Annotated in this window: 22 protein-coding genes and 1 pseudogene; 11 read left to right on the forward strand and 12 right to left on the reverse strand. The window is 43.1% G+C overall.

The annotated features are described in order from the left end of the window. The 6 genes and pseudogenes from QZ106_RS04465 to dnaK form a co-directional block, all read right to left on the reverse strand. Positions 1-119, reverse strand: a pseudogene (locus QZ106_RS04465) (ribonucleotide-diphosphate reductase subunit beta); the annotation flags it as partial. Positions 120-222: 103 nt separating this feature from the next. Next, complete coding sequence (gene nrdA, locus QZ106_RS04470; protein ID WP_295974788.1) at positions 223-2,493, reverse strand: class 1a ribonucleoside-diphosphate reductase subunit alpha; 2,271 nt, start codon at positions 2,491-2,493, stop codon at positions 223-225. A 295-nt stretch (positions 2,494-2,788) separates the two neighbouring features. Further along, positions 2,789-3,913 (reverse strand): molecular chaperone DnaJ, encoded by a 1,125-nt coding sequence (gene dnaJ / locus QZ106_RS04475; protein ID WP_295974789.1) that lies wholly within the window; start codon positions 3,911-3,913, stop codon positions 2,789-2,791. Positions 3,914-4,183: 270 nt separating this feature from the next. Next, complete coding sequence (locus tag QZ106_RS04480) at positions 4,184-5,452, reverse strand: O-acetylhomoserine aminocarboxypropyltransferase/cysteine synthase family protein (protein WP_295974793.1); 1,269 nt, start codon at positions 5,450-5,452, stop codon at positions 4,184-4,186. Between the two features lie 75 nt (positions 5,453-5,527). Beyond that, the gene (locus tag QZ106_RS04485; protein ID WP_295974795.1) at positions 5,528-5,926 is read right to left on the reverse strand and encodes a GyrI-like domain-containing protein; all 399 of its coding nucleotides are present in this window, start codon (positions 5,924-5,926) and stop codon (positions 5,528-5,530) included. A 120-nt stretch (positions 5,927-6,046) separates the two neighbouring features. Further along, positions 6,047-7,948 (reverse strand): molecular chaperone DnaK, encoded by a 1,902-nt coding sequence (gene dnaK, locus QZ106_RS04490; protein ID WP_295974797.1) that lies wholly within the window; start codon positions 7,946-7,948, stop codon positions 6,047-6,049. Between the two features lie 340 nt (positions 7,949-8,288). Between dnaK and QZ106_RS04495 the strand changes: the two genes are divergently transcribed. Further along, positions 8,289-9,719, forward strand: a complete 1,431-nt coding sequence (locus QZ106_RS04495; RefSeq protein WP_295974800.1) for a YdgA family protein — start codon at positions 8,289-8,291, stop codon at positions 9,717-9,719. 99 nt (positions 9,720-9,818) lie between these two features. Here the strand turns inward: QZ106_RS04495 and QZ106_RS04500 are convergent, their stop codons facing one another. Then, a complete protein-coding gene (locus QZ106_RS04500; RefSeq protein ID WP_295974801.1) occupies positions 9,819-10,229 on the reverse strand; it encodes a copper chaperone PCu(A)C in 411 nt (136 codons plus the stop codon). Positions 10,230-10,356: 127 nt separating this feature from the next. Here QZ106_RS04500 and hflD point away from each other — a divergent pair, with 127 nt between their 5' ends. Together hflD and purB are read left to right on the forward strand one after the other, a co-directional pair. Next, positions 10,357-10,968: a high frequency lysogenization protein HflD gene (gene hflD, locus QZ106_RS04505; protein ID WP_295974803.1), complete on the forward strand. Its 612-nt coding sequence runs from the start codon at positions 10,357-10,359 to the stop codon at positions 10,966-10,968. A 27-nt stretch (positions 10,969-10,995) separates the two neighbouring features. Beyond that, positions 10,996-12,363 carry an adenylosuccinate lyase gene (gene purB / locus QZ106_RS04510; protein WP_295974806.1) on the forward strand — a complete coding sequence of 456 codons (1,368 nt, stop codon included), beginning with the start codon at positions 10,996-10,998 and terminating at the stop codon, positions 12,361-12,363. 93 nt (positions 12,364-12,456) lie between these two features. Here the strand turns inward: purB and QZ106_RS04515 are convergent, their stop codons facing one another. Beyond that, positions 12,457-14,121 (reverse strand): bifunctional UDP-sugar hydrolase/5'-nucleotidase, encoded by a 1,665-nt coding sequence (locus tag QZ106_RS04515; RefSeq protein WP_295974808.1) that lies wholly within the window; start codon positions 14,119-14,121, stop codon positions 12,457-12,459. A 304-nt stretch (positions 14,122-14,425) separates the two neighbouring features. Here QZ106_RS04515 and yedE point away from each other — a divergent pair, with 304 nt between their 5' ends. From yedE to hemB, 8 genes are all read left to right on the forward strand, one after another. After that, positions 14,426-15,637, forward strand: a complete 1,212-nt coding sequence (gene yedE, locus QZ106_RS04520; protein ID WP_295974810.1) for a selenium metabolism membrane protein YedE/FdhT — start codon at positions 14,426-14,428, stop codon at positions 15,635-15,637. Between the two features lie 51 nt (positions 15,638-15,688). Next, on the forward strand, positions 15,689-15,958 hold the full coding sequence (gene yedF / locus QZ106_RS04525; protein WP_295974813.1) for a sulfurtransferase-like selenium metabolism protein YedF: 270 nt from the start codon (positions 15,689-15,691) through the stop codon (positions 15,956-15,958). Between the two features lie 592 nt (positions 15,959-16,550). Then, positions 16,551-17,801 carry a NupC/NupG family nucleoside CNT transporter gene (locus QZ106_RS04530; RefSeq protein WP_209363219.1) on the forward strand — a complete coding sequence of 417 codons (1,251 nt, stop codon included), beginning with the start codon at positions 16,551-16,553 and terminating at the stop codon, positions 17,799-17,801. 128 nt (positions 17,802-17,929) lie between these two features. After that, complete coding sequence (deoD, locus tag QZ106_RS04535) at positions 17,930-18,649, forward strand: purine-nucleoside phosphorylase (protein WP_290521669.1); 720 nt, start codon at positions 17,930-17,932, stop codon at positions 18,647-18,649. Between the two features lie 291 nt (positions 18,650-18,940). Then, complete coding sequence (gene tatA, locus QZ106_RS04540; protein ID WP_021615751.1) at positions 18,941-19,171, forward strand: Sec-independent protein translocase subunit TatA; 231 nt, start codon at positions 18,941-18,943, stop codon at positions 19,169-19,171. Positions 19,172-19,174: 3 nt separating this feature from the next. Next, positions 19,175-19,828 carry a Sec-independent protein translocase protein TatB gene (gene tatB / locus QZ106_RS04545; RefSeq protein WP_021615750.1) on the forward strand — a complete coding sequence of 218 codons (654 nt, stop codon included), beginning with the start codon at positions 19,175-19,177 and terminating at the stop codon, positions 19,826-19,828. Positions 19,829-19,854: 26 nt separating this feature from the next. Further along, complete coding sequence (tatC, locus tag QZ106_RS04550; RefSeq protein ID WP_295974823.1) at positions 19,855-20,622, forward strand: twin-arginine translocase subunit TatC; 768 nt, start codon at positions 19,855-19,857, stop codon at positions 20,620-20,622. 18 nt (positions 20,623-20,640) lie between these two features. After that, positions 20,641-21,663 (forward strand): porphobilinogen synthase, encoded by a 1,023-nt coding sequence (hemB, locus tag QZ106_RS04555; protein WP_295974825.1) that lies wholly within the window; start codon positions 20,641-20,643, stop codon positions 21,661-21,663. Positions 21,664-21,839: 176 nt separating this feature from the next. On the opposite strand, the gene mog is transcribed toward hemB, so the two are convergent. The 4 genes from mog to QZ106_RS04575 form a co-directional block, all read right to left on the reverse strand. Then, entirely contained in the window at positions 21,840-22,421 is a 582-nt protein-coding gene (mog, locus tag QZ106_RS04560; RefSeq protein ID WP_295974828.1) for a molybdopterin adenylyltransferase, read from the reverse strand. 77 nt (positions 22,422-22,498) lie between these two features. Next, positions 22,499-23,164, reverse strand: coding sequence for a CDP-alcohol phosphatidyltransferase family protein (locus tag QZ106_RS04565; protein WP_295974830.1), 666 nt, complete (start codon positions 23,162-23,164; stop codon positions 22,499-22,501). 193 nt (positions 23,165-23,357) lie between these two features. Continuing rightward, positions 23,358-23,894, reverse strand: coding sequence for a tRNA adenosine(34) deaminase TadA (tadA, locus tag QZ106_RS04570; protein ID WP_295974834.1), 537 nt, complete (start codon positions 23,892-23,894; stop codon positions 23,358-23,360). Between the two features lie 63 nt (positions 23,895-23,957). Continuing rightward, the gene (locus tag QZ106_RS04575; RefSeq protein ID WP_295974836.1) at positions 23,958-24,809 is read right to left on the reverse strand and encodes a thymidylate synthase; all 852 of its coding nucleotides are present in this window, start codon (positions 24,807-24,809) and stop codon (positions 23,958-23,960) included. Between the last annotated feature and the right edge of the window lie 2 nt (positions 24,810-24,811).

The following is a 24,811-nucleotide window of genomic DNA, read 5'->3' on the forward strand; positions in this document are numbered from 1 at the left end:
AGCTTTTCAAAGGTCTCATATTTTTGTTGATCGTAACGGGCAACGTTAACGTTTTGACCAAAGAACATCGGTTCTTTGAGTTGGTCATTTTTGTTTTGTGAGAAAGTAGTGTATGCCATTTTTTTGTCTCCATATCGTAGGGTGGGCTTTAGCCCACCATTTTAATAAGAAAGTTTTGGTGGGCTAAAGCCCACCCTACAAGAATAGAAAGAAATGCCTTAATTAAATCTTACACGCCCCACCGGCACAGCCATCATCTAAATCTTCTTGGCTGTCTTCGGCACCATCGCGGGTGTTTTGGTAGTAGAGGGTTTTTAAGCCGTATTTGTAAGCGGTTAAAAGATCTTTTAACAACACTTTCATCGGCACTTTGCCATCTTCAAAACGTTTCGGATCGTAGTTGGTGTTGGCGGAGATGGCTTGGTCTACGAATTTTTGCATGATGCCGACCAAGTGCAAGTAGCCGTCGTTGCCAGGGATGTCCCAAAGCAATTCGTAGTTTTCGCCGAGGTTTTCATAATCCGGCACCACTTGTTTCAAAATACCGTCTTTTGAGGCTTTTACGCTCACATGGCCGCGTGGCGGTTCGATACCGTTGGTGGCGTTGGAAATCTGTGAAGAGGTTTCCGACGGCATTAAGGCAGTGAGGGTAGAGTTGCGCAAGCCGAATTCTTGAATGTCACGGCGCAGGCTTTCCCAGTCATAATGCAACGGCTCGGAGGTCAAGCTGTCGATGTCTTTTTTGTACGTATCGATTGGCAAAATACCTTGTGCGTAAGTGGTTTCGTGGAAGTATTCACACGCGCCTTGTTCTTTCGCCAAGTTCATGGAGGCTTTCAATAAGTAATATTGAATAGCTTCGAAAGTGCGGTGGGTTAAATCGTTGGCACTGCCGTCAGAATAACGCACGCCGTGTTTCGCTAGGTAGTACGCGTAGTTAATGACGCCGATACCTAAAGAACGACGGGCTAGGGAACTGCGTTTTGCCGCAACCACCGGATAGTCTTGGTAATCCAATAAGGCATCTAACGCACGCACGGCAAGATCTGCCAAATTGTCTAGCTCGTCTAAGTTGTCCAATTTGCCCAAGTTAAAGGCGGAAAGGGTACAAAGGGCGATTTCACCTTCTTCATCATTAATGTTATTTAGTGGTTTGGTAGGTAAGGCGATTTCCAAGCACAGGTTGGATTGACGCACCGGCGCCACTTTCGGATCAAACGGAGAGTGGGTGTTGCAGTGATCCACGTTGTGAATGTAAATACGACCGGTGGACGCACGTTCTTGCATTAATAAAGAGAACAATTCCACGGCTTTCACGGTACGTTTACGAATGGACGGATCCTGTTCGTATTGTACGTAAAGTTCTTCAAACTTGTCTTGATCCGCAAAGAACGCTTCGTAAAGTCCCGGCACATCGGACGGGCTAAATAGGGTGATGTCGCCGCCTTTGATTAAGCGTTGGTACATTAATTTGTTAAGTTGTACACCGTAGTCCATGTGACGCACGCGGTTGTCTTCCACACCACGGTTGTTTTTTAACACTAACAGGCTTTCTACTTCTAAGTGCCAAATTGGGTAATACACGGTTGCCGCACCGCCACGCACACCACCTTGAGAGCAGGATTTCACGGCAGTTTGGAAGTATTTATAGAACGGAATACAACCGGTATGGAACGCTTCGCCGCCACGAATTGGGCTACCTAGTGCACGAATCGCACCGGCATTCACACCGATACCGGCACGTTGAGAAACATATTTCACGATGGCAGAGGCAGTGGCGTTAATGGAATCCAAGCTGTCGCCACACTCGATCAACACGCAAGAGCTGAATTGACGGGTTGGCGTACGTACACCTGCCATGATTGGGGTTGGCAAGGAAATTTTGAAAGTGGAGGTTGCATCATAGAAGCGACGGATATAATCCAAGCGAGTTTCTTGCGGGTATTTGGAGAACAGACTTGCCGCCACTAATAAATAGAGGAATTGGGCGGATTCGTAGATCTCACCGGTCACGCGGTTTTGAACGAGATATTTGCCTTCTAATTGTTTCACAGCTGCATAAGAGAAGGTCATGTCGCGCCAATGGTCGATAAAACCGTCCATTTCATCCCATTCTTCTCGGGTGTAATCATCCAATAAGGCATGATCGTATTTGCCCATGCGTACGAGTTTTTTCACATGATCGTATAAACGTGGCGGATCGAAATGGCCGTAAGCCTTTTTACGCAAATGGAACACCGCAAGGCGAGCAGCAAGGTATTGATAATCCGGAGAATCTTTGCTGATTAAGTCTGCAGCTGCTTTGATAATAGTTTCGTGAATATCGGAAGTACGAATACCTTCATAAAACTGAATGTGAGAACGCAATTCCACTTGTGAGACGGACACATTGTCTAGTCCTTCTGCCGCCCAGGTAATTACGCGGTGGATTTTATCGAGGTTAATCGGCTCCAGTGTGCCGTCACGTTTGGTGACCATTAATGCTTTATTCATGAAAGACGCTACTCCTTAGATATAGATCCAAAACACAATATATAGTTATAAACCAAAAAGTTTGGCACAAGATAATGTGTTGAGATAAAGAATTCAAGCGATATATTTTTTTATTGCTTAGTTGACATTAAATAACTGATTATTAATTAAAGGAAATTTCGTATGCGCAGAAAATTTACTTGATTAAAATGTATAAATTGGCGCAAAAATGACATCCGAGGAGAAAAAGATCAAAAAAGTGCGGTGAAAAAACACATTAAATTTTCACCGCACTTTGCAAGGAAGCTTGTTGGCGTTACTTCGTTAAATCATCAAAGAAACGTTTTACACCATCGAGGAAGCTAGAGGATTTCGGGCGCTGTTTCGTTTGCCCTTCTAAGCTTTCTTCAAGTTTGCGTAGCAATTCTTTTTGTTCTTCGTTGAGTTTTACCGGTGTTTCTACCACAATTCGACAGATTAAATCGCCGGCATAACCGCTACGGGAGGAGGTGACACCTTTGCCACGCATACGGAATAATTTACCTGTTTGGGTCTCTTCCGGGATTTTTAACTTAACCCGTCCATCCAATGTTGGCACTTCAATTTCGCCACCAAGAGCCGCCATAGTGAAGCTAATCGGCACTTCACAATAAAGGTTGTTGCCATCACGCTCAAAAATGTGATGCTCTTTCACATGGATTACAACATATAAATCGCCTGCCGGTGCGCCGTTTTCACCGGCTGCGCCTTCGCCTGATAAGCGCAATTGATTTCCAGTGTCCACGCCTGCCGGAATTTTCACCGAAAGATTTTTCGGTTTATTCACTCTGCCGTCACCGTGACAAACTTTACACGGTTTCTCAATTTTCTTACCGCTGCCATGACAGGTTGGACAAACGGTTTCGGTCATAAAGAACCCTTGTTGACGACGCAGACGACCGGAACCGTGACATTGTGGACAGGTTTCCACTTTTGAACCGGCCTCAGCCCCTGAGCCATGACAGGTTTCACAAGGCGCAAGGGTATAAATTTTAATGTCTTTGGTCGTACCTTTGACGGCTTCTTCAAGGGTGATTTCAAGGTCATAGCGTAAGTCATCGCCACGCACGACACGTTGGCGACCACGTCCGCCACCACCGAAAATATCCCCGAACATATCACCAAAAATATCGCCAAAATCCGCACCACTAAAGCCTCCGCTGGCACCGAAACCTTGTTCAAAGGCGGCATGGCCGTATTGATCGTAGTTAGCGCGTTTTTGCTTATCGCTTAATACTTCATAAGCTTCTTGGATTTCTTTAAATTTTTCTTCTTTCGCTTTATCCCCTTTGGTTCTGTCCGGGTGATATTGCATCGCGAGCTTTTTATAGGCGCGCTTAATTTCTTTTTCATCAGCGGATTTAGAAACGCCGAGGAGTTCGTAGTAGTCTTGTTTTGCCATAATGTTTCAATTTCCCGTTTAAAATATCAAATGCGACTTCTATGATTATGTATTGTATTATATGAACAATAGTTCTAAACACCAAAATGATGTCAAAGGCAGAAATATCAAGAGCCAACACATGAATTTATTAGGGCATGGCTCGGCTTATTTTCGTTTGTTGACAGTCAAACGAAAGTCAACAAACCAAAATGAGCCGTCTATATTTCTGTTACGATATGATTTTGTCGTTGTTCAAAGAGGCAGGCCGATTGCCTGCCTTGAATGCCATTATTTTGCTACGTTGAAGGCTTGTTCTAAATCCGCCAAAATATCTTGAACACTTTCAATACCACAAGAAAGGCGAATTAATCCTGCGGAAATCCCTGCTTTTTCTAATTCGACTTCACTTAATTGGCGATGCGTTGAGGTCGCAGGATGTAACGCACAAGTACGAATATCCGCCACATGCACTTCACGCGAGGTCATTTGTAAGGCATTTAACCATTTTGCCGCGGCTTCTTTACCGCCTTTTATTTCAAAAGAAATGACGCCACATAAACCATTTGGTAAGTATTTTTGTTTAAGCGCGTAATCCGTGGAACTGATTAACCCCGGATAGCTTACTTTTACTACTTGTGGGTGTTTTTCCAAAAACTCGGCGACCGTTTGAGCATTTTCATAATGACGTTGCATACGCAGCGCAAGGGTTTCCATACCTACATTGAGCAGGAAACTGTTTTGCGGTGCAGGCGTTGCGCCTAAATCACGCATTAATTGCACGCGCGCTTTGACAATATAAGCGGCAGGGCCAAAGGTTTCCGTATAAACCAACCCGTGATACGTTTGGTCCGGTGTGCTTAATTGCGGATATTTGCCGTTATTCCAATTAAAGTTTCCACCATCCGTAATAGAACCGCCAAGTGCAATGGCATGACCGTCTAAATATTTAGAGGTGCTATGAATGACCACGTTTGCACCAAATTCGATTGGGCGACAAAAATAAGGCGTGGCAAAGGTGTTGTCGATGAGTAACGGTGCCTGCGCGGCTTGGGCTAAGGCAGCGAATTTTTCAATATCCAACACACGTAACGCCGGGTTTGCAATGGTTTCGGCAAAAACAGCTTTGGTATTTGGACGAATGGCTTTTTTGAGTTCTTCGAGCGGTAAATCTTGATCCACGAAGCTCACTTCAATTCCCATTTTTTTGAACGTATGTGCAAATAAATTGTAGGTGCCACCATAGACACAAGAGGAAGAAATAAAGTGATCGCCGGCTTCTAAAATATTCAACATGGCATAAAATACCGCAGATTGTCCTGAGGCGGTACACATTGTCGCCACACCGCCTTCAAGTGCGGTAATTTTTTCTTCTGCGGCATTCGTGGTTGGATTTGCTAGGCGGGTATAGAAATAGCCAGCCGCTTGCAAATCAAATAATTTACCGATTTCTTCTGCAGAGTCGTAAGTGTAAGTCGTGCTTTGTACGATGGGTTGAACACGCGGTTCACCATTTTTAGGTGTGTATCCGGCATGGAGACATTTTGTTGCAAATTCCATTATTTTTCCTTGGGTTGTGTTTGTTTTGAGGGGAAAAGTGCGGTCATTTTTTATAAAATTTTACGCACTTTGAGCTTAGCAATGTGGTACAACAGCGATATAAATTTCTACTAAACCATCAGGGTGGTATTTTTCAAAATCCACAGAATAAGCCCGCTTAAGTAAGCCTTGTTGTTCTTTTTTCCAGATCAGCTGCCATGTTTGATAAATTTCATCTACTTTGCAACGAAAAACTTCGTAGAAACTCAAATCTTCAATTTCAATCGCGGGGATATCTGTCTCTAATACGGCTTCACTTGCAATCGCAAAATCATAGTCTGCTTGGTAATTCGTCACATAATTAAAATAAATGCCATAACAATAGTGGCCTTGTGGTAGTTTATCGAAATTGTTTTGCCAAAGGGTTGGGATCATCTCATTTGCTATGTTGTTATTTAAGCGTTGTTGTACGATTGGGTAGAGTTTTAACGCCATTTATCCTCCTGATTTATTTTTCCTGACTTCACTTTTTTAAATAAAGTCAGGAAAAATTGTGGTTGATGAATACACTAAAAGGGCGTATTACTACGCCCTTCTATTTTAGTGAGAGTGAAATTACTTATTATCCTTCACTTCTTCAAACTCAGCATCAACAACATCATCGTTTGGTTTGCCGTTGCTTTGCGCTTGTTGTGCATCACCTTGCGGTTGTGCTGTTTGTGCAAGTTTTTGTGCAACTTCTGCAAGAGCTTGAAGTTTAGCTTCAATCACTGCTTTGTCTTCACCTTTTGCGGCAGCTTCTAAGTCGCTTAATGCGCTTTCGATAGCAGCACGATCTGCGGCTGGAACTTTATCACCTGCTTCTTCTAATTGTTTACGTGTGCTGTGTACAAGGTGATCTGCTTGGTTGCGCACTTGTACTAATTCTTCAAATTTACGGTCAGCTTCAGCGTTCGCTTCGGCATCGCGTACCATTTGTTGAATTTCTTCATCACTTAAACCGGAAGACGCTTTAATGGTGATTTGTTGTTCTTTACCGGTGCCTTTGTCTTTCGCAGAAACATGGATGATACCATCTGCGTCGATGTCGAAGGTCACTTCAATTTGTGGCATACCGCGTGGAGCAGGGTTGATGCCTTCAAGGTTGAATTGACCTAAAGATTTGTTGGCAGAAGCCTGTTTACGTTCACCTTGTAACACGTGAATGGTTACCGCACTTTGGTTATCTTCCGCAGTTGAGAACACTTGCGATTTTTTGGTTGGAATCGTCGTGTTTTTCTCAATTAAGGTGGTCATCACACCGCCCATGGTTTCGATACCCAATGATAATGGGGTAACGTCTAACAACAATACGTCTTTTACATCACCGGCTAACACACCGCCTTGTACTGCTGCACCAATCGCAACGGCTTCGTCTGGGTTAACGTCTTTACGTGGTGTTTTGCCGAAGAATTCTTCCACTTTTTGTTGAACAAGTGGCATACGGGTTTGACCGCCTACTAAAATCACATCATCAACTTGAGAGGCGCTTAATCCAGCATCAGATAAGGCAACTTTTACCGGCTCAAGGGATTTCGCCACTAAATCTTCTACTAAAGATTCTAATTTCGCACGGGTCAACTTGATGTTTAAGTGTTTAGGACCGGTTGCATCCGCTGTGATGTAAGGTAAGTTCACATCCGTTTGTTGGGCGGAAGAAAGCTCAATTTTCGCCTTTTCACCGGCTTCTTTTAAACGTTGCATTGCAAGCGGATCTTTGCGCAAGTCAATGCCTTGTTCTTTTTGGAATTCATCGACCAAGTAGTTGATCACGCGGTTATCGAAGTCTTCACCACCTAAGTGAGTATCACCGTTGGTTGCCAACACTTCGAATGTTTTCTCGCCACCCACTTCATCAATTTCGATGATGGATAAATCGAATGTACCACCACCTAAGTCGTAAACAGCGATTGTTTTGTTACCTTGACCTTTATCCAAGCCGTAAGCTAGTGCGGCTGCAGTTGGTTCGTTGATGATACGTTTAACTTCTAAACCTGCGATACGACCTGCATCTTTGGTTGCTTGACGTTGCGCATCGTTAAAGTATGCCGGCACGGTAATAACCGCTTCAGTAACCGGTTCGCCCAAGAAATCTTCGGCGGTTTTTTTCATTTTTTTCAACACTTCGGCAGAAATTTGCGGAGGTGCTAATTTCTCGCCTTTCACTTCAACCCATGCATCGCCATTATCGGCTTTTGTAATAGTAAATGGCATGATGTCGATATCACGTTTTACTTCAGCATCTTCAAAACGACGACCGATTAAACGTTTGATGGCGAATAAGGTATTTTTCGGGTTGGTTACCGCTTGGCGTTTTGCCGGTTGACCGACTAAAATTTCGTTATCGTTTGTATAAGCAATAATTGACGGGGTGGTGCGATCGCCTTCTGCGTTTTCAATCACGCGTGGTTTATCGCCATCCATCACAGCAACACAAGAGTTTGTTGTACCTAAGTCAATACCAATAATTTTTCCCATTTGTTTTCTCCTCGTAAAATTTAAAATTCGGTGTAATGGTTTACGGATTGTAAGATGTGGATTGAATTTTGCATTTCAAGGCATTTATTTAAAAATTTTTTCAATGCATGAAAAGTGCGGTTCAAAAATCAGATAGATTTTCAGTGCTAGCTTTACCTAAAGGCTTGTTGCTAGAACGGCACATTTGCGGTTCAATCCTGATTCGTTTTGTAAAATGAGGATAAAAGTAAGAGATTCAAGAGGAGAATAAAAATTTCGTGGTCTTTTTTCTAAAAAATTAAATTTATGCTAGATTAGCCAAGTTATTTCACTTTTTATTTATTCATTAAGGACAGAGGGTATGAAAAAATCAACGTTAACGTTAGGTGTTATTGCTGCATTAGGTGCCGCCTGGGTTGGTGGTGCATGGTATACAGGAAAAGTCGCCGAAGAAGAGTATGTCCATCAATTTGAGTTGCTCAACCAAAACATACAGCAATCGTTTTCTGCAAAAGGCTTGTCCGTTGAGTTTAGTCATGTTGCCATTGAGCGCGGTTTATTGAGTTCAAAAACCCGATATGACATTGTTGTGAAAGATCCGAATAAGCCTGAATCTGCCTTTACTTTACCGTTTGAAGGCACCTTATATCACGGCCCATTGCCGGTTAATCAATTATCTCAATTTAACTTTACACCTACGATGTTCGCCAGTGTTGATAAGCTTACCAAAAATGACACAACAAGTCCGTGGTTTGAGATCGCAAAAGGCAAAGCTCCACTGACAGTGACGACATCAATGAATTATCAACGCCAAGGGAATGCGAAAATGGATTTTGCCCCTTTTGAGGTTTCCGTAGAAAAAGGGAAATGGCAAGTCGGTGATGTAAATTTGAGTGTTGATTTTGCGCAGAAAGGCATTCAGCAAGCGCATCTTGCACTGAGTCGTGCGACTTACCAAGAAGCAGAGACGAAAACGCAAGTACAGTTTAACAATATTAAAGCAATGGCTGAATATCAGCCAATCGAGGAGTGGGATCTCCTGTCTACCGGACAGCAATGGATTACCGGCGGTGAGACAAGTATCGAAGAAACCAATGAGCAGGGCAAAGCGAATCAGCTCACGGTTAAAAATTGGAAAATCGATTTGAATACGGTCAGAAAAGCGGCGTTTCTTGATTTGGCAATGAATCTGAAACTGGATGGTACACAGTTAAATCAAATTCATTTTGGCGATCTTAATTTGAATACTGCGTTTAATCATCTTGATGGCGAGACATTAAACCAAGTATTACACGCAAAATTCGCTCAAATCGAAGATGCACCATTAACTGATACGGAGATTGCGCTTATTCGAAAATTCTTTGATGGGCAACCGCACTTTATCCTTCGTCCGACATTAAGTAATAGTGCAGGTAAGTTGGCAACGGATATTGATGTTGCCGTGGCAACGTCCGATCTTAGCAGCACATTATCTACCGGAAAAATTTTTAAATTATTCCGTCACTTTATTTTTAAAATTGATGCAAATAAAGCCGCATTAATTGAAACTCTGACTGCTGCCGAGCAACTTTCCTCTAAGTTGGATAAAGAAGAAGCGGCTCGGATTGCCGAGATGAAAATCAATGACGGCTTAAAAACACCGGTACAACAAGGGATTTTGGTTGATGATGGCAAACAAGTAAAATTGGATCTTGTGCTAGAAAATGGCGAACTCAAACTTAACGGAAAAGTCATTCCGGAGGAACAAGTAGCGTCCATCCTATTTTTAGCCGCAATGTCGATGGGATATTAATCGGCATTTTGATTCATCCAGATCTTAGCGCCTGTTCGTCTTTCTTATTTTTTGTAACGAGCCGTACGCTATTGAGCCAGAGGATTTGGAAAACGATGACTAATGGTGAATAATGGCGGCATCTGTAGCCACTTTTTCACCATTATCAAACATCAAGGTCAATGGAAAACGTTCTCCAGCTTGCAACGCCTTGGCAGAATCAAACACCATAATATGCAAACCACCCGGTTTTAATTGCACGTTGCCATTAGCGGGAATTGCAATGCCATCGGTAGTAATCATTTTGCCATTTTGTGTGCCGTGCAAGACCAAATTTGCCGATTCACTGCTTTGTACCATCGCCAGATTCACAGCTTCATTGCCATCATTATGCAGTTCCATAAAAATCGCGGTGGGTTCACCGGCTTGTTGAGTGGCAAAAATGATTGGGTTTGTCACGGTAACTTTTGCCAATGCGCCAAGAGGCAAAAGTGCGGTCATAAAAAATACTGTTTTGTAAATGCGTTGCATTGTTTTCTCCTTTTTCATCTTTTTTGAGTTTATCGACCTTGCCGATTGCCTTTCCACTATAGCAGAAAAATGCTATATTACCGCTCACTTTTTCGTACTCTTTTTATTCAATTCTCATTAAACCTTAATGGCTAATTATTACGACAGTACACTCGCCCTTGCCGGCGTCTGCCAAGCAGCGAAACTCGTGCAACAGCTGGCATTAAATGGTGAAGCGGATGCAGCCGCATTAGAAACCAGTCTGAACAGTTTATTAAAAACCGCGCCAAATACCACACTCGATGTGTTTGGTGGCGAGCTAAATAACCTGAAATTGGGGTTAACCACACTTTGCGAACAGCTTAACGGTAGCGAGCCGGAACTGGGGCGTTATTGGCTCAGTCTGTTAGCATTGGCGGCAAAACTCAACAAAACCCCGGAAGCCAAACAAGAATTGGCACGCCGTATTCAATATTTACCCACACAGCTGGAACATTACCACTTACTCGACGAACAGATGCTGTCTAATTTTGCCGGCATTTATGTGGACGTTATCAGCCCGTTAGGTCGCCGAATTCAAGTGACCGGCGTGACTCAATATTTACAGCATTTAGGCACACAAAATCGCATTCGCGCCGCGTTATTAGCCGGCATCCGTTCCGCTATTTTGTGGCAACAAGTGGGCGGCACCAAATGGCAACTGCTGTTTTTCCGTGGCAAAATTGCTGCCACGGCACAACACATTCTCTCTTCTCTTTAACTTCTCTAAATAATGGAGCTTTCATCTATGCAACTTAGCGCGCTAACCGCACTTTCCCCGATTGATGGTCGTTATCAAGACAAAACCGCCCGTTTACGTCATATTTTCAGCGAATTCGGATTATTAAAATTCCGCGTCACAGTGGAAGTTCGTTGGTTACAAAAATTGGCAGCGACCGCACAAATCACCGAAGTTCCTTCTTTGTCAAAAGAAGCAAACGATTACCTCAACCAAATTGTCGCTAATTTTGCTATTGAAGATGCCGAGCGCATTAAAGAAATCGAAAAAAACACTAACCACGATGTAAAAGCAGTGGAATATTTCCTTAAAGAAAAAAGCGCAGCATTGCCTGAATTGGCGGCAATCAGCGAATTTATTCACTTTGCCTGCACCTCCGAAGACATCAACAACCTTTCCCACGCCTTAATGCTAAACACCGCGCGTGAAGAAGTGTTGTTGCCGGAGTGGCAAAATTTAATCGAAAAAATCACCGCACTTGCCGAGCAATATAAAACCATTCCATTGCTTTCCCGCACACACGGTCAACCGGCATCGCCAACCACCGTGGGCAAAGAAATGGCCAACGTGGTGTATCGTTTAAGACGCCAATATAAACAATTACAACACATTGATATTCTAGGTAAAATCAACGGCGCCGTGGGAAACTATAACGCCCATTTATCCGCTTACCCGAATATTGACTGGCATACCTTCAGCGAAGAATTTGTGACCTCTTTGGGCATAACATGGAACCCGTACACCACCCAAATCGAACCGCATGATTACATCGCCGAATTGTTTGATTGCGTAGCGCGTTTTAACACAATTGTGATTGACTTTGACCGCGACCTGTGGGGTTACATCGCGCTAAATCACTTCAAACAACGTACCATCGCCGGTGAAATCGGTTCTTCTACCATGCCACACAAAGTCAACCCAATCGACTTCGAAAACTCCGAAGGTAACCTTGGTTTGGCAAATGCCGTGATGGCACACTTAGGCAGCAAATTACCGATTTCCCGTTGGCAACGCGATTTAACGGATTCCACCGTGTTGCGCAACCTTGGCGTAGGTTTAGGGTACTGCTTAATCGCCTATGCAGCGACCCAAAAAGGCATCAGCAAATTAGAAGTGAATGAAGCCCATTTACGTGAAGAATTGGATCAAAACTGGGAAGTGCTCGCCGAACCAATTCAAACCGTGATGCGTCGTTACGGCATTGAAAAACCGTACGAAAAACTGAAAGAACTCACCCGAGGCAAACGCGTCGATACCAAAGCGATGTTTGATTTTATTGAGAAATTAGACATTCCGGCAGAAGAAAAAGCACGCTTGCAACAACTCACGCCGGCAAGCTATATCGGCGCGGCAATAGAGTTGGTGGAAAAACTGTAACCGATAAATAACGTTCAAAAAAATAAGCGTTCCCGATGTAAATGATCAAACGCATTTAACAGGGAACGCTTTTTTACGCAAATGCTGAGAATCTTATTCTAATCCAATGATTTCCCAACGTTGATGTGAAAGCCCATCAATTTTGCCTTTTTTCACGTTTTGGATGTAATCAATCATCATGTTTTGAATGGTGCCTTTTTCACGTCCCATCGCCACTTTAGACTCCCATAAAACAGGAATTTGCTGACCTTCCCAAATACCGCCTTTACCATTTAATTGACCAAAACGATAAGAGTTCATACCGACTTTGAGTTTCATATCATCGGTAATCGCGCGTCCATCTGCCAAGGTCAAGTCCACGATTTTATTGCCGCTTTGATTGCGTAAATCAATTTTATATTTCACTCCGCCGAAGATATCGAAGGTGACATATTTAGATTTACTGCGTTTTTCATCATAACGATAATTCGTATCGCCCGGCTGAATCGTATTGAAATAATCTGCCGACCATTCCATATACTCTTTTAACTGCTTGCCTGTGAGTTCATAGACAGTGACATCACCACCGGCATAACGATAGTTATAAATCACGTCTTTTTTCTTAATCTCACCTTTAGGCAAACGCACTGTTTCATAGTCAAAGGCAAAACTCACTACATCAGCACCGCTATAGTGACGTTCAACATCGGTGATAAAAGAAGAAAGACCGGTATCTTTAGAGAAAGCAATGGAGACACCATGATTTTTTCCTTGTGGCACCATATCATGTTCGGTATGCCCGATGACCACATTATTCAAACGGCGTAATTCTTCATGATAAGGACGATAAATTTTCTCAATTTCAGGATCAGCCTCCAACGCTTTCACCGGAACGGTTTTGGCTTCTTTCTTCAATAGCTTAACCTCTTTTTTATCGTTGATATCAAAGGTTAAATCCACTTCGGAAACCACGGTGCCGTAACGGTGTGGTTCTGTGATTAGAGTATCTTTGATGGTTTCACTCGGTACGTTTTTGTGCATGTGACCGGCAATAACGACATCAATGCCATCAACAGCATTAATCACATCACGCATACCGGTATCAGGGATATTGTTTTCATTATCAATGCCCATGTGACTCACTGCGATAATGACATCTGCACCTTTCGCTTTTAAAGCCGCCACTTGTGCTTTTGCTTCTTCGCTTGGCGAAGTGAATTTCATGTCTTTTAAGTTACCGGTATCTTCTTCAAACTTGGCAGACATTGGGGTGGTTAAACCGATAATTCCCAATTTCACGCCGTCTTTTTCGATAATTGTTGCCGGTGCGAGATAGCGTTTATCATTCTTTTTATAATAAAAATTCGCAGTTAATTTTTTTGCCTTAATGTCTTTTAAAATTTCATCAAGTGCTTTCATACCAAAATTAAACTCATGATTTCCCAACACAAAAACGTCATATTTCATTGCGTTTAATACTTTTGGTACAGGATGATCTTGATAGTATTTTTTCGTTTTAGCAAAAACATCAACTTGGTTGTCTTGAATGGCATCCCCAACATCGACTAATACCACATTTTTATGTTGTTTACGAATATCGTTTACATAAGTGGCAATTTGCGCATAAGAACCGGATTTGTCAGCAACATCCGCCCCATAACTCCAAGGCACAATACGGCCATGCACATCGGAGGTTCCAAGAATTTTAATATTGACTTCTTGTGCCACCGCAGTACTCAATGCTGAAAGTGCAAATAATGAACAAATGACTTTTTTCATAGGATTTCCTTTGTTGTAATAAATGTGCGACGAATTATATCCATTTACATAGCACAAGCAATATGGATTCAGCTGAATCATTGAGAAGATTAAAAGTAAGGTAACGTACCTAAAAATGTTAAAAAAACAAGCGAACGATTGCCTTTCATGATTTTATTCATTAAACTAACGCTCGCAAATCTAATTTGTAATTTCATTTATATCGCAAGTTTGTGTATAGGAAATGACAAAGCCCTTCTTTTGAGCCTTTTCTCATTGTTATACCTTCCTTGTAATACTTTCATTCACCTTAATAGGATAAAAAATGAACGAAGTTTTACAACAGTTCAAACAACAATATTTGATTAAATATTGGAATCCCGTTATCGCCGTTATCGCCGCCGGTTTAATCTCAGCCTATTATTTCGGCATTACCGGTACGTATTGGGCAGTCACCGGCGAATTTACCCGTTGGGGCGGCCATGCACTACAAACCTTGGGCATCGATGTGTCCGATTGGAGTTACTACAAAATCATCGGCATGCAAGGCACGATTTTCACCCGTGTTGATGGCGTGATGATCTTAGGCATGTTTGCCGGTTGTATCTCCGCGGCCTTATGGGCAAATAATGTGAAATGGCGTAACCAGCCACACAAACGCCGTATCGTGCAAGCCTTAATCGGCGGAGCCATTGCCGGCTTCGGCGCACGTTTGGCGATGGGCTGTAACCTTGCCTCGTTATTTACCGGCATTCCACAATTTTCCGTGCACGCTTGGTTTTTCACCATTGCCACAGCCCTTGGAACTTACGCCGGCGTAAAAGTCACTTTATTACCGATGTTCCGTGTGAAATTGGAATTGAAAAAAGGCGCCGCGAAATTACAAGAAAGCGATCCGAAAAGAGCGCAACGCCGTTTTTGGATCGGCATGATGGTTTTCTTCGCTTACCTCATCGCCTCCTTTTATGTGATGACTCAGTCCGTCAAATTGGGCTTCGCCATGCTATGCGGTTTAGCTTTCGGTTTACTTATCGAACGTGCGCAAATCTGCTTCACATCGGCTTTCCGTGATCTTTGGGTAACCGGCCGCGCTTACATGGCAAAAGCCATTATTTTCGGCATTCTTGCAGGCACCATCGGTGTGTTTAGTTACATTCAATTAGGCGTTCCGGCAAAAATCATGTGGGCGGGTCCAAATGCGATTATCGGTGGTTTATTATTCGGTTTCGGCATTGTATTAGCCGGCGGTTGTGAAACCGGTTGGATGTACCGCGCGATGGAAGGCCAAGTACATTTTATGTGGGTGGGTATCGGCAACGTTATCGGTTCTACCTATCTCGCCTACGCTTGGGATGATTTGGCACCGGCATTGGCGCTTGACTACGAAAAACTGAACTTACTGAAAGAATTTGGTCCGGTCGGCGGATTATTGGTGAACTACGGTTTATTGATCGTCTGCTTAATCGCTGTCGTCTGGTGGGAAAAACGCTTTCTTGCCAAAGCAAAAGCCAAAATCGCCGCTCTCGCACAGGCGTAAAAGTGCGGTTTGATTTAACGTTATTTTTATTTCACAGAAGGAAAACACATTATGGCATTTACCGTTGTGCACAAATTAGATAAAGATCCAAAAGACATCGTGCCGGATTACACCATCGACACCGTGGGCGAACCTTGTCCCTATCCTGCCATCGTCATGTTAGAAAGCATGCCTGAGCTCAAAAAAGGGGAAGTGTTGGAATTGTTAAGCGACTGCGCACAATCCATCAACAACATTCCGGTGGATACCAAAAACCACGGTTATACGTTATTAAGCATAGAACAAGATGGCACCAAATTACGCTATTTGATTCAGCGTTAAGCATTAAAAAATCCTCGCTATATAATGAACAAGGCTGACAACCGAAATTCAACATATAGGAGGATTATTTCCCCCTCGTAGCGTGCAACTTGTTGCACGAATGATTAACCTCGATACGTCATTCACAATGTCGTAAGTGCCGTTCATCTTGATGTACGACCAAACCACGCACGGAACGTTATTTAACCCTTTCGGGCATTCACGATTTCGTGCAACAAGTTGCACGCTACGATCCTAAGCATTAAAAAATCCTCGCTATATAACGAACAAGGCTGACAACCGAAATTCAACATATCGGAGGATTATTTACCCCTTGTAGCGTGCAACTTGTTGCACGAATGATTAACCTCGATGCATCATTCGCAATGTCGTGCGTACTGTGTATCTTGATGTACGACTAAACCACGTACGAAATGTTATTTACCCCTTTCGGACATTCACAATTTCGTGCAACAAGTTGCACGCTACGATGCTAAGCATTAAAAAATCTCGAAATCCTCGGGATTTTTTTATTCTTGAAAAAATCACTCCCTCTTCGCCACAAAAACAAGTAGAATACGCCAAATTTTTATTTACATCCTTTGAGGTATCTATGGACATTTTAATCAGCATTATCGGTATTTTTGTGCTGTTAGGGATTGCCGTTTTATTCTCTAACAATCGCAAAGCGATCAATTTACGTACTGTGTTTGGCGCACTGGCCATTCAAATCGCTATCGGTGCTTTCGTGCTTTATGTGCCGGCCGGACGTCACGCATTACAAGCGGCATCCGATTTTATCGGCAAAGTTATCGGTTTTGGTAATGAAGGGATTAGCTTTGTTTTTGGTGGATTGACTGACCCAAGCCAAAGTTTCGGTTTTATCTTTGCTATTAAAGTATTACCGGTGATTATCTTCTTCTCTGCACTCATTTCCTTGCTTTATTACATCGGGGTGATGCAATGGGTCATCAAACTTATCGGTGGTGGGTTACAAAAATTATTAGGTACCTCAAAAGCGGAATCCATGTCAGCTGCCGCAAACATTTTCGTGGGGCAAACGGAAGCGCCGTTAATTGTTAAGCCATTTATCGGTCGTATGACCCAATCTGAATTATTCGCTGTGATGGTGGGGGGCGTGGCTTCTATCGCCGGTTCTGTGATGGCAGGTTATGCCGGAATGGGCGTGCCGTTAACTTACTTAATCGCCGCTTCTTTTATGGCCGCGCCGGGTGGTTTATTATTCGCGAAAATCATGTTTCCACAAACGGAAAAAACTGATGATATGTTAAAAGAGGACGCGGATGTGGAAAAACCGTCCAACGCGATTGAAGCCTTAGCAAATGGTGCGCGTGACGGTATGCACTTGGCACTGAATGTAGGCGCGATGTTAATTGCGTTTGTGTCTGTGATTGCCTTAATCAACTGGATTTTAAGTAGTTTGGGTGGCATTGTTGGTGAACCAAACTTAACTTTACAAGTGATTTTAGGTTGGATTTTCAAACCATTGGCATACTTAATCGGGATTTCTTGGGAAGAATCTGCCATTGCCGGCCAAATGATTGGTTTAAAATTAGCGGTGAACGAATTTGTGGGTTATTTAGAATTTGCTAAATATTTACAACCGGATTCTGCTGTGGTGTTAAGTGATAAAACCAAAGCAATTATTACCTTCGCACTTTGTGGTTTCGCTAACTTCAGCTCCATTGCAATCTTAATCGGCGGTTTAGGCGGTATGGCACCAAATCGTCGCGGTGATGTTGCGCGTTTAGGTTTAAAAGCGGTGCTTGCCGGTTCATTATCTAACTTAATGAGTGCAACGATTGCCGGATTATTTATCGGTTTGAGTGGTGCTGTGCTATAAAGTGCGGTATGATTTCACCACGTTTTTTTTATGATGACACCACGACCCGTTCGTGGTGTTGTCGTTTATAGGCAACGAAAACGTTTGCGCTAATTTTAGTTCACCATGTCAATAAAGAGGAAAAGACTATGACTCCACATATTAACGCGCCAGCCGGTGCATTTGCCGATGCCGTATTAATGCCGGGCGATCCGCTTCGTGCGAAGTATATCGCGGAAACTTTCTTAGAAAACGTGCAAGAAGTGACCAACGTTCGCAATATGTTGGGCTTTACCGGCACCTATAAAGGTCGCCGCATTTCTGTGATGGCCCATGGTATGGGGATCCCTTCCTGTTCCATTTACGCGAAAGAACTTATTACGGAATACGGTGTGAAAAAACTGATTCGTGTCGGCTCTTGTGGTGCCGTCCGTATGGATGTCAAAGTGCGTGATGTGGTTATCGGTCTTGGTGCGTGTACCGATTCCAAAGTCAATCGTATTCGTTTTAAAGACAACGATTTTGCAGCGATTGCCGATTTCGGTTTAACGCAAGCGGCGGTACAGGCAGCGAAGGAATTAGATGTTAAGGTTCGTGTCGGTAATCTATTTTCTGCGGATTTATTCTATACTCCGGATGTCGCCATGTTTGACGTGATGGAAAAATACGGCATTCTAGGCGTAGAAATGGAAGCCGCCGGTATTTATGGCGTGGCAGCGGAATACGGTGCGCGTGCATTGACTATCTGTACCGTATCCGACCATATTCGTACTCATGAACAAACCAGTGCGGAAGAGCGTCAGTTGACGTTTAATGAAATGATCAAAGTGGCGTTAGAAACCGTGTTAATTGACGATAAGGCTAACTAGTCAACTCCTTGAATGCTGCCTAATTTGCGTCATTCGGCAGCATTCTTTTGAGTGTGTTATTGCGGTATAAAATGAGAGCGACAGTTTGACTTCAAGGGAGTTATTTAAGGCTTAGAAGGAAGCGAGTTGCTATACGATGCTAAGTTAAAATGCAAAGAAGCAAGGTAAGCAACGTCAATAAATACGAAAATAATCCGGCTTGGCTATTGTTCAACACGGGTAAAACGAGTATAGTTCTGCACGTTTTCAACAGATAAATTTCATCTCTTAACGCATATCAATGAGGTTTTTATGGGTGGCATTAGCATTTGGCAATTGGCTATTTTGGTTTTAATCATTGTATTGTTATTCGGTACGAAGAAATTGCGTACGTTAGGTACGGATTTGGGCGAGTCTGTAAAAGGCTTTAAAAAAGCCATGAATGAAGAAGCCAAACCGGCTGATGCAAGTTTCGATAAAGTGGAACAAAAGCAAAAGGCACAACCGGAACAAGAAAAAAGCAAAGAAAAAGAACAGGCATAATCCGTGTTTGATATTGGTTTTTCTGAGGTTGTCTTAGTTTGTATTGTGGGCTTAGTAGTACTAGGCCCACAACGTTTACCGGTAGCCATTCGCACGGTCATGTCTTGGGTGCGAACCGTTCGTGGCTTGGCGGCAAATGTACAAAACGAACTGAAACAAGAATTAAAATTGCAAGAGTTGCAAGACAGCATTAAGAAAGCGGAAAGCTTGAATCTTAAGGCGCTGTCTCCCGAATTAGGCAAAACCGTTGAGGAATTAAAAGCCTCTGCGGATAAGTTGCGTGCCGATTTGGAACAAAAAGCAGCACAAAGTAATACTACGTTGCAAGATCAAATCAAGGAAATGAAAAGTGCGGTAGAAAATTCGGATGAAAATGACAATATTCATCCCGGTTCAAATGATCGCAACCCAATGGCTAACTATGACATTCTTGATGTTGAAGATTTTTCCGAACAAAATACAGAAGCCTTAGCCGTTGCAGAAATGTCGCGAAATACGACCGCACTTTCTCCGGCAGAACAGGCGGAGCAAGAAGAAATTGAGCTAGATGACAAACTGGCTTATTACATCAATCAATATGATCCGGATAATCCTTTACCGGCCAATTCAGAAAATGCCCATTCGGAGAAAACCGAACAATCCTCAAATAAAAGCTAGGGCGCAACCCTCAATTAGGATAATTTATGACCAGCGTTGACGATACTCAACCCCTCATCACTCATCTGGTAGAACTGCGCAACCGTTTATTACGCAGCATTATTTTCGTTGCTGTGGTATTTGTGGCGTTAGTTTATTTTTCCAACGAAATTTATAACTTTGTGGCAGCACCGTTAACAGCGAACTTGCCAAACGGTTCCAGCATGATTGCCACCAACATCGCCACGCCGTTTTTCACCCCAATTAAACTGACCGGCGTTGTTGCCATTTTTATTTCCGTGCCATTTTTGCTTTACCAAATTTGGGCGTTTGTGGCACCGGCGTTATATCAACATGAAAAACGCCTGATTTATCCACTATTATTTTCCAGCACGCTGTTGTTTTATCTAGGCGTAGCTTTTGCTTACTATGTGGTATTCCCGTTAGTGTTCAGCTTTTTAACTAAAACGGCACCGGAAGGGGTGGCGATCGCGACCGACATCAGTAGCTACTTAGATTTTGTACTGACGTTATTCTTAGCTTTCGGTGTTTGCTTTGAAGTGCCGGTGGCGATTATTCTGTTATGCTGGACTGGTGTTACCACACCGGAAGATTTAAAAGCCAAGCGCCCTTATATTATTGTCGGTGCGTTCTTTATCGGCATGCTTTTAACTCCGCCGGATGTATTCTCACAAACCTTGCTTGCTATTCCAATGTGTTTGTTATTTGAAGTGGGTGTATTCTTTGCGCGATTTTATCGTCCGCGTGAAGAAGACGAGGCCACTCAAGATGGAAACAACACAGCTAATCACTAATTCAATTCGGGAGATAATATGACACAACAAATTTTTACCGGTTTTCCAACCCGCCGTTTACGCCGCATGCGTAAACAGGATTTTAGTCGCCGCTTAATGGCTGAACATAAACTGACTGTTGATGATCTGATTTATCCCGTATTTATTATTGAAGGCGAAAATCATCGTGAAGCGGTGCCTTCCATGCCAAACGTAGAACGTTTAACCATCGACCAACTGTTAATTGAGGCGGGTTTATTGGTGAAATATGGCGTACCGGTGATTGCGTTATTTCCTGTGGTGGAACAGGCGAAAAAATCCTTAATGGCGGAAGAAGCTTATAGTCCGAACGGCTTGGTGCAACGCGCAGTGAAGGCACTCAAAGCCGCCTATCCTGACCTTGGCGTATTAACTGATGTGGCGCTTGACCCTTACACCCTACACGGACAAGACGGTATTATCGATGAAGAAGGCTACGTACTGAACGACATCACTACCGATATATTAATCAAACAAGCGCTGTCCCACGCAGAAGCCGGTGCAGACGTGGTCGCACCAAGCGACATGATGGATGGTCGCATCGGCAGAATCCGCAACGCCTTGGAAGAAAAAGGCTTTATTAACACCCTCATCATGGCTTACTCCGCTAAATATGCTTCCAACTATTACGGCCCGTTCCGTGATGCTGTGGGATCTTCAGGCAATTTAAAAGGCGGCGATAAAAAGACCTACCAATTAGATCCAGCTAACAGCGATGAAGGGTTACAAGAAGTGGCATTAGACTTGGAAGAGGGCGCCGATATGGTGATGGTGAAACCGGGTATGCCATATTTAGATTTGGTCTATCGCGTAAAACAACAATTCGGCGTACCAACCTTTGCCTACCAAGTGTCCGGTGAATATGCCATGCACATGGCGGCGATTCAAAACGGCTGGTTGAAAGAAAAAGAATGTATTATGGAATCTTTGCTTTGTTTCAAACGTGCCGGCGCTGACGGCATTTTGACTTACTTCGCCAAACAAGTGGCAGAGTGGTTGTATTTAGAAGGGAAAAATAAATAACGCATTACTTTGCGTTTTCATCACCTATCCATTATTGCCATACGAATCGGGTATGCACATGGCAATTTCTCATTAACAAGAAGCCATCTGAAAAGTGCGGTCGTTTTTTCATGCATTTTCAGATGGCTTTTTTAATAACGAAGTCTGTATTTTAGCGTAATATTGCCAACGAAGTATTATTCACGGCGTGCTGATTTTGGTCTAAAACTGGTGATAATCGCAGGGTTGGTGTCGATGTAGATGCCATTGATTAATTGCAGGCAATAAGGCACCGCACTAAAAATCCCTTGCACAATGACCTTACCCTCGCTGTCTTTAACGCCTTCTAAGGTTTCTTTGATAGCTTTCGGTTGCCCCGGTAAATTAAGAATAAGGCTATCTTTGCGAATCACACCCACTTGACGGGATAAAATGGCGGTTGGAACAAAATGCAAACTGACTTGGCGCATTTGTTCGCCAAAGCCGGGCATTTCCCGATCGGCAATGGCTAACGTCGCATCCGGTGTGACATCCCGTTTTGCCGGACCGGTTCCGCCAGTGGTTAACACAAGGTGGCAATGCTGTTCATCCACCAATTCACATAATACACGTTCGATTTCTGCTTGCTCATCGGGGATAAGACGTTCAACAACACTAAAGGGGGTAGCCATGGCTTGTTCAAGCCATTGTTTTAATTCAGGGATACCTTGGTCAGCATAAACGCCTTGAGAGGCTCTATCTGAAACGGAGACTAAACCAATTTTTAACCGTGTGTCCATAATTACTCCTTGTTATAAAAAATAATGCCGTATCATTGTTTCAAGGCAATGACACGGCATAAGGGATTTGTATTGGATTATTTCATTTTTTCTTTTAGTTCTTCTAAAAGCTCTTGATGAATTTCTTCTTGGACTTCCTCTGGAATTGGCGTATTCGTACGGTTGAGTTTAATTCTAATGATTAGCGTGAGGACTAAACTGGCGACTAATACCCACGGTGCCCAATAAAGTGCTTCATTGAACGGCGCAAAGAGGGCGTATAATATCGCTACTTCACCAAGTAAGATTGCACGATCGACTTTATCTAACGGTCCACCATAGGGTTCATCGTTTTCTTCTTTTTGTTTAGGGAGCAGATTTAAATCCAGTAACGCTGAAAGTAGAATGACTAAACCGATTTGTAGCGGATCAAAAGGCGCAACAAACATAAAAGGAATGTATGCCGCTGTCATGGCAACAACATAGATGATTTTGGTTAAATATAGACTGCAACGAGACGTATGCTCAAAATCATAGATAAGAATATCGGCAAGATTATTCAGCAAGACAAGGTTAATAAATAGCCCAATTGGAATTAACCAAAAGAGCGATTGCCCGCCTAAAAGCACCGTGATGCCAATGACAATAGAGAGGATGCTAGAGAATACCGTAATATAGCTGGCTTTAATGCCCAAACGATCACACTGTGCGGCAATCGGGTATAAAAAATGTTGGAATTTATATTTGAGGTTATTAATACTCATAATGTTTCCTTTAGAACGCATATAAATAGATATTGACTAAGACGGAAATCATGCCAACAAAATAATGAAGGCGATAACTTGCCCAGTGTATCAAAATAAAAGGAAAAATGCCGTAATTTTCTACGATAAAAAGTAATCTTGTGGTTTTATGCTCTTATCTCTCGTACAAAAATAAGAACGATTCTTCCGCACATTAATCTCTATTCATTGTTTCGACATTGGATTTATTCGGGATGTCTGCTAATTTCGCTTCTTTCTGCTGCGCGCGGCGTTTTTGAAAAAACGCACTGAGTTTTTCACTGCATTCCTGCTGCAACACGCCAGCGGTAATTTCGATGGTATGGTTCATTTTGTAATCATCAAAAAAATGAAAACGGGAACCTACCGCACCGGTTTTATAGTCCGCCGCACCAAACACTAAGCGCTTAATGCGGCTATGCAAAATTGCCCCGGCGCACATAGTGCAAGGCTCAAGGGTGACGTATAAGGTTGCGTTCAACAAGCGGTAATTTTGTAAGCGTTGGCCGCCTTGGCGTAGAGCAACAATTTCGGCGTGCGCCGTAGGATCAGAATCAATGATCGATAAATTCCATCCCTCGCCAATAATTTCACCCTCCTCGCTCACTAACACGGCGCCCACGGGAATTTCACCCAAGGCTTCTGCTTTGTCCGCCAGCGTTAAGGCGTGGCGCATAAATTGTTCATCTAATTGATGTTGCAATTCAGTCATGAGGTTCTTCAGATGAAAAGTGCGGTGGATTTTAAAAACGTTTTTAAAACCGACCGCACTTTGTTAGACGGAAAACGGATATTTAATCGGCTCGTGGCATTGATAACCCGTGACCTTGAAATCGTCCATGGTGACCCAGGTTTCCAGGTCTTCTAAAGATTTAATGTCCGGATTAATTTCCAACTGCGGTGATGGGAAAGGCTCACGTTTTAATTGCACATCACGCATGAGTACCAACTGGTCTTCATAAATGTGCGCATTCACAATGTGGTGAAATGCCTGCCCTGCTTTTTTGCCGGTAATCTGTGCCATTAACGCCAAGAAGGTAAACACTTGGATTTGGTTAAAATTCAAGCCAAGCGGCACATCGCAAGAGCGTTGGTAACTGGTGAGATATAACGTGTCGCCAAGTAAAGAAAACGTATGCGTGTGCATGCAAGGGCGCAAACAACCCAAATCAAATTCACCCGGGTTATAGAACGTCAGAATCTCACCACGGTCATCAATGCCTTTGCTGAGGTTATTGACGATTTTGCGTAGCTGATCGAGATGTTCGCCATTCGGTTTACGCCAACTTCTGCCCTGCACACCATATACGCGTCCCATGTCATCGGTACCTTTACGGTGAGGATTGTTAAGCCAAGCCTGATTTTCATTGGCATTGGCATCCCAGGTTTTGGTGCCAAGATTGCGGAAGTCGGCGGCATTATCATAACCGCGAATATAGCCTAAAAATTCTGCAATCGCGGCTTTCCAATAACTTTTACGGGTGGTAATCAACGGAAATTGGTTGTTTGCCACATCGTAAGTCAAACCGGCGTTAATCACCGTTAAACAGCGTTTTCCGGTACGTTCGTTTTCTACCCAAACGCCTTCGTTAACAATGCGTTGGCACAAATCTAAATAAGCTTTCATAG

The organism is uncultured Aggregatibacter sp. (assembly GCF_901873365.1).
GTDB lineage: Bacteria > Pseudomonadota > Gammaproteobacteria > Enterobacterales > Pasteurellaceae > Aggregatibacter.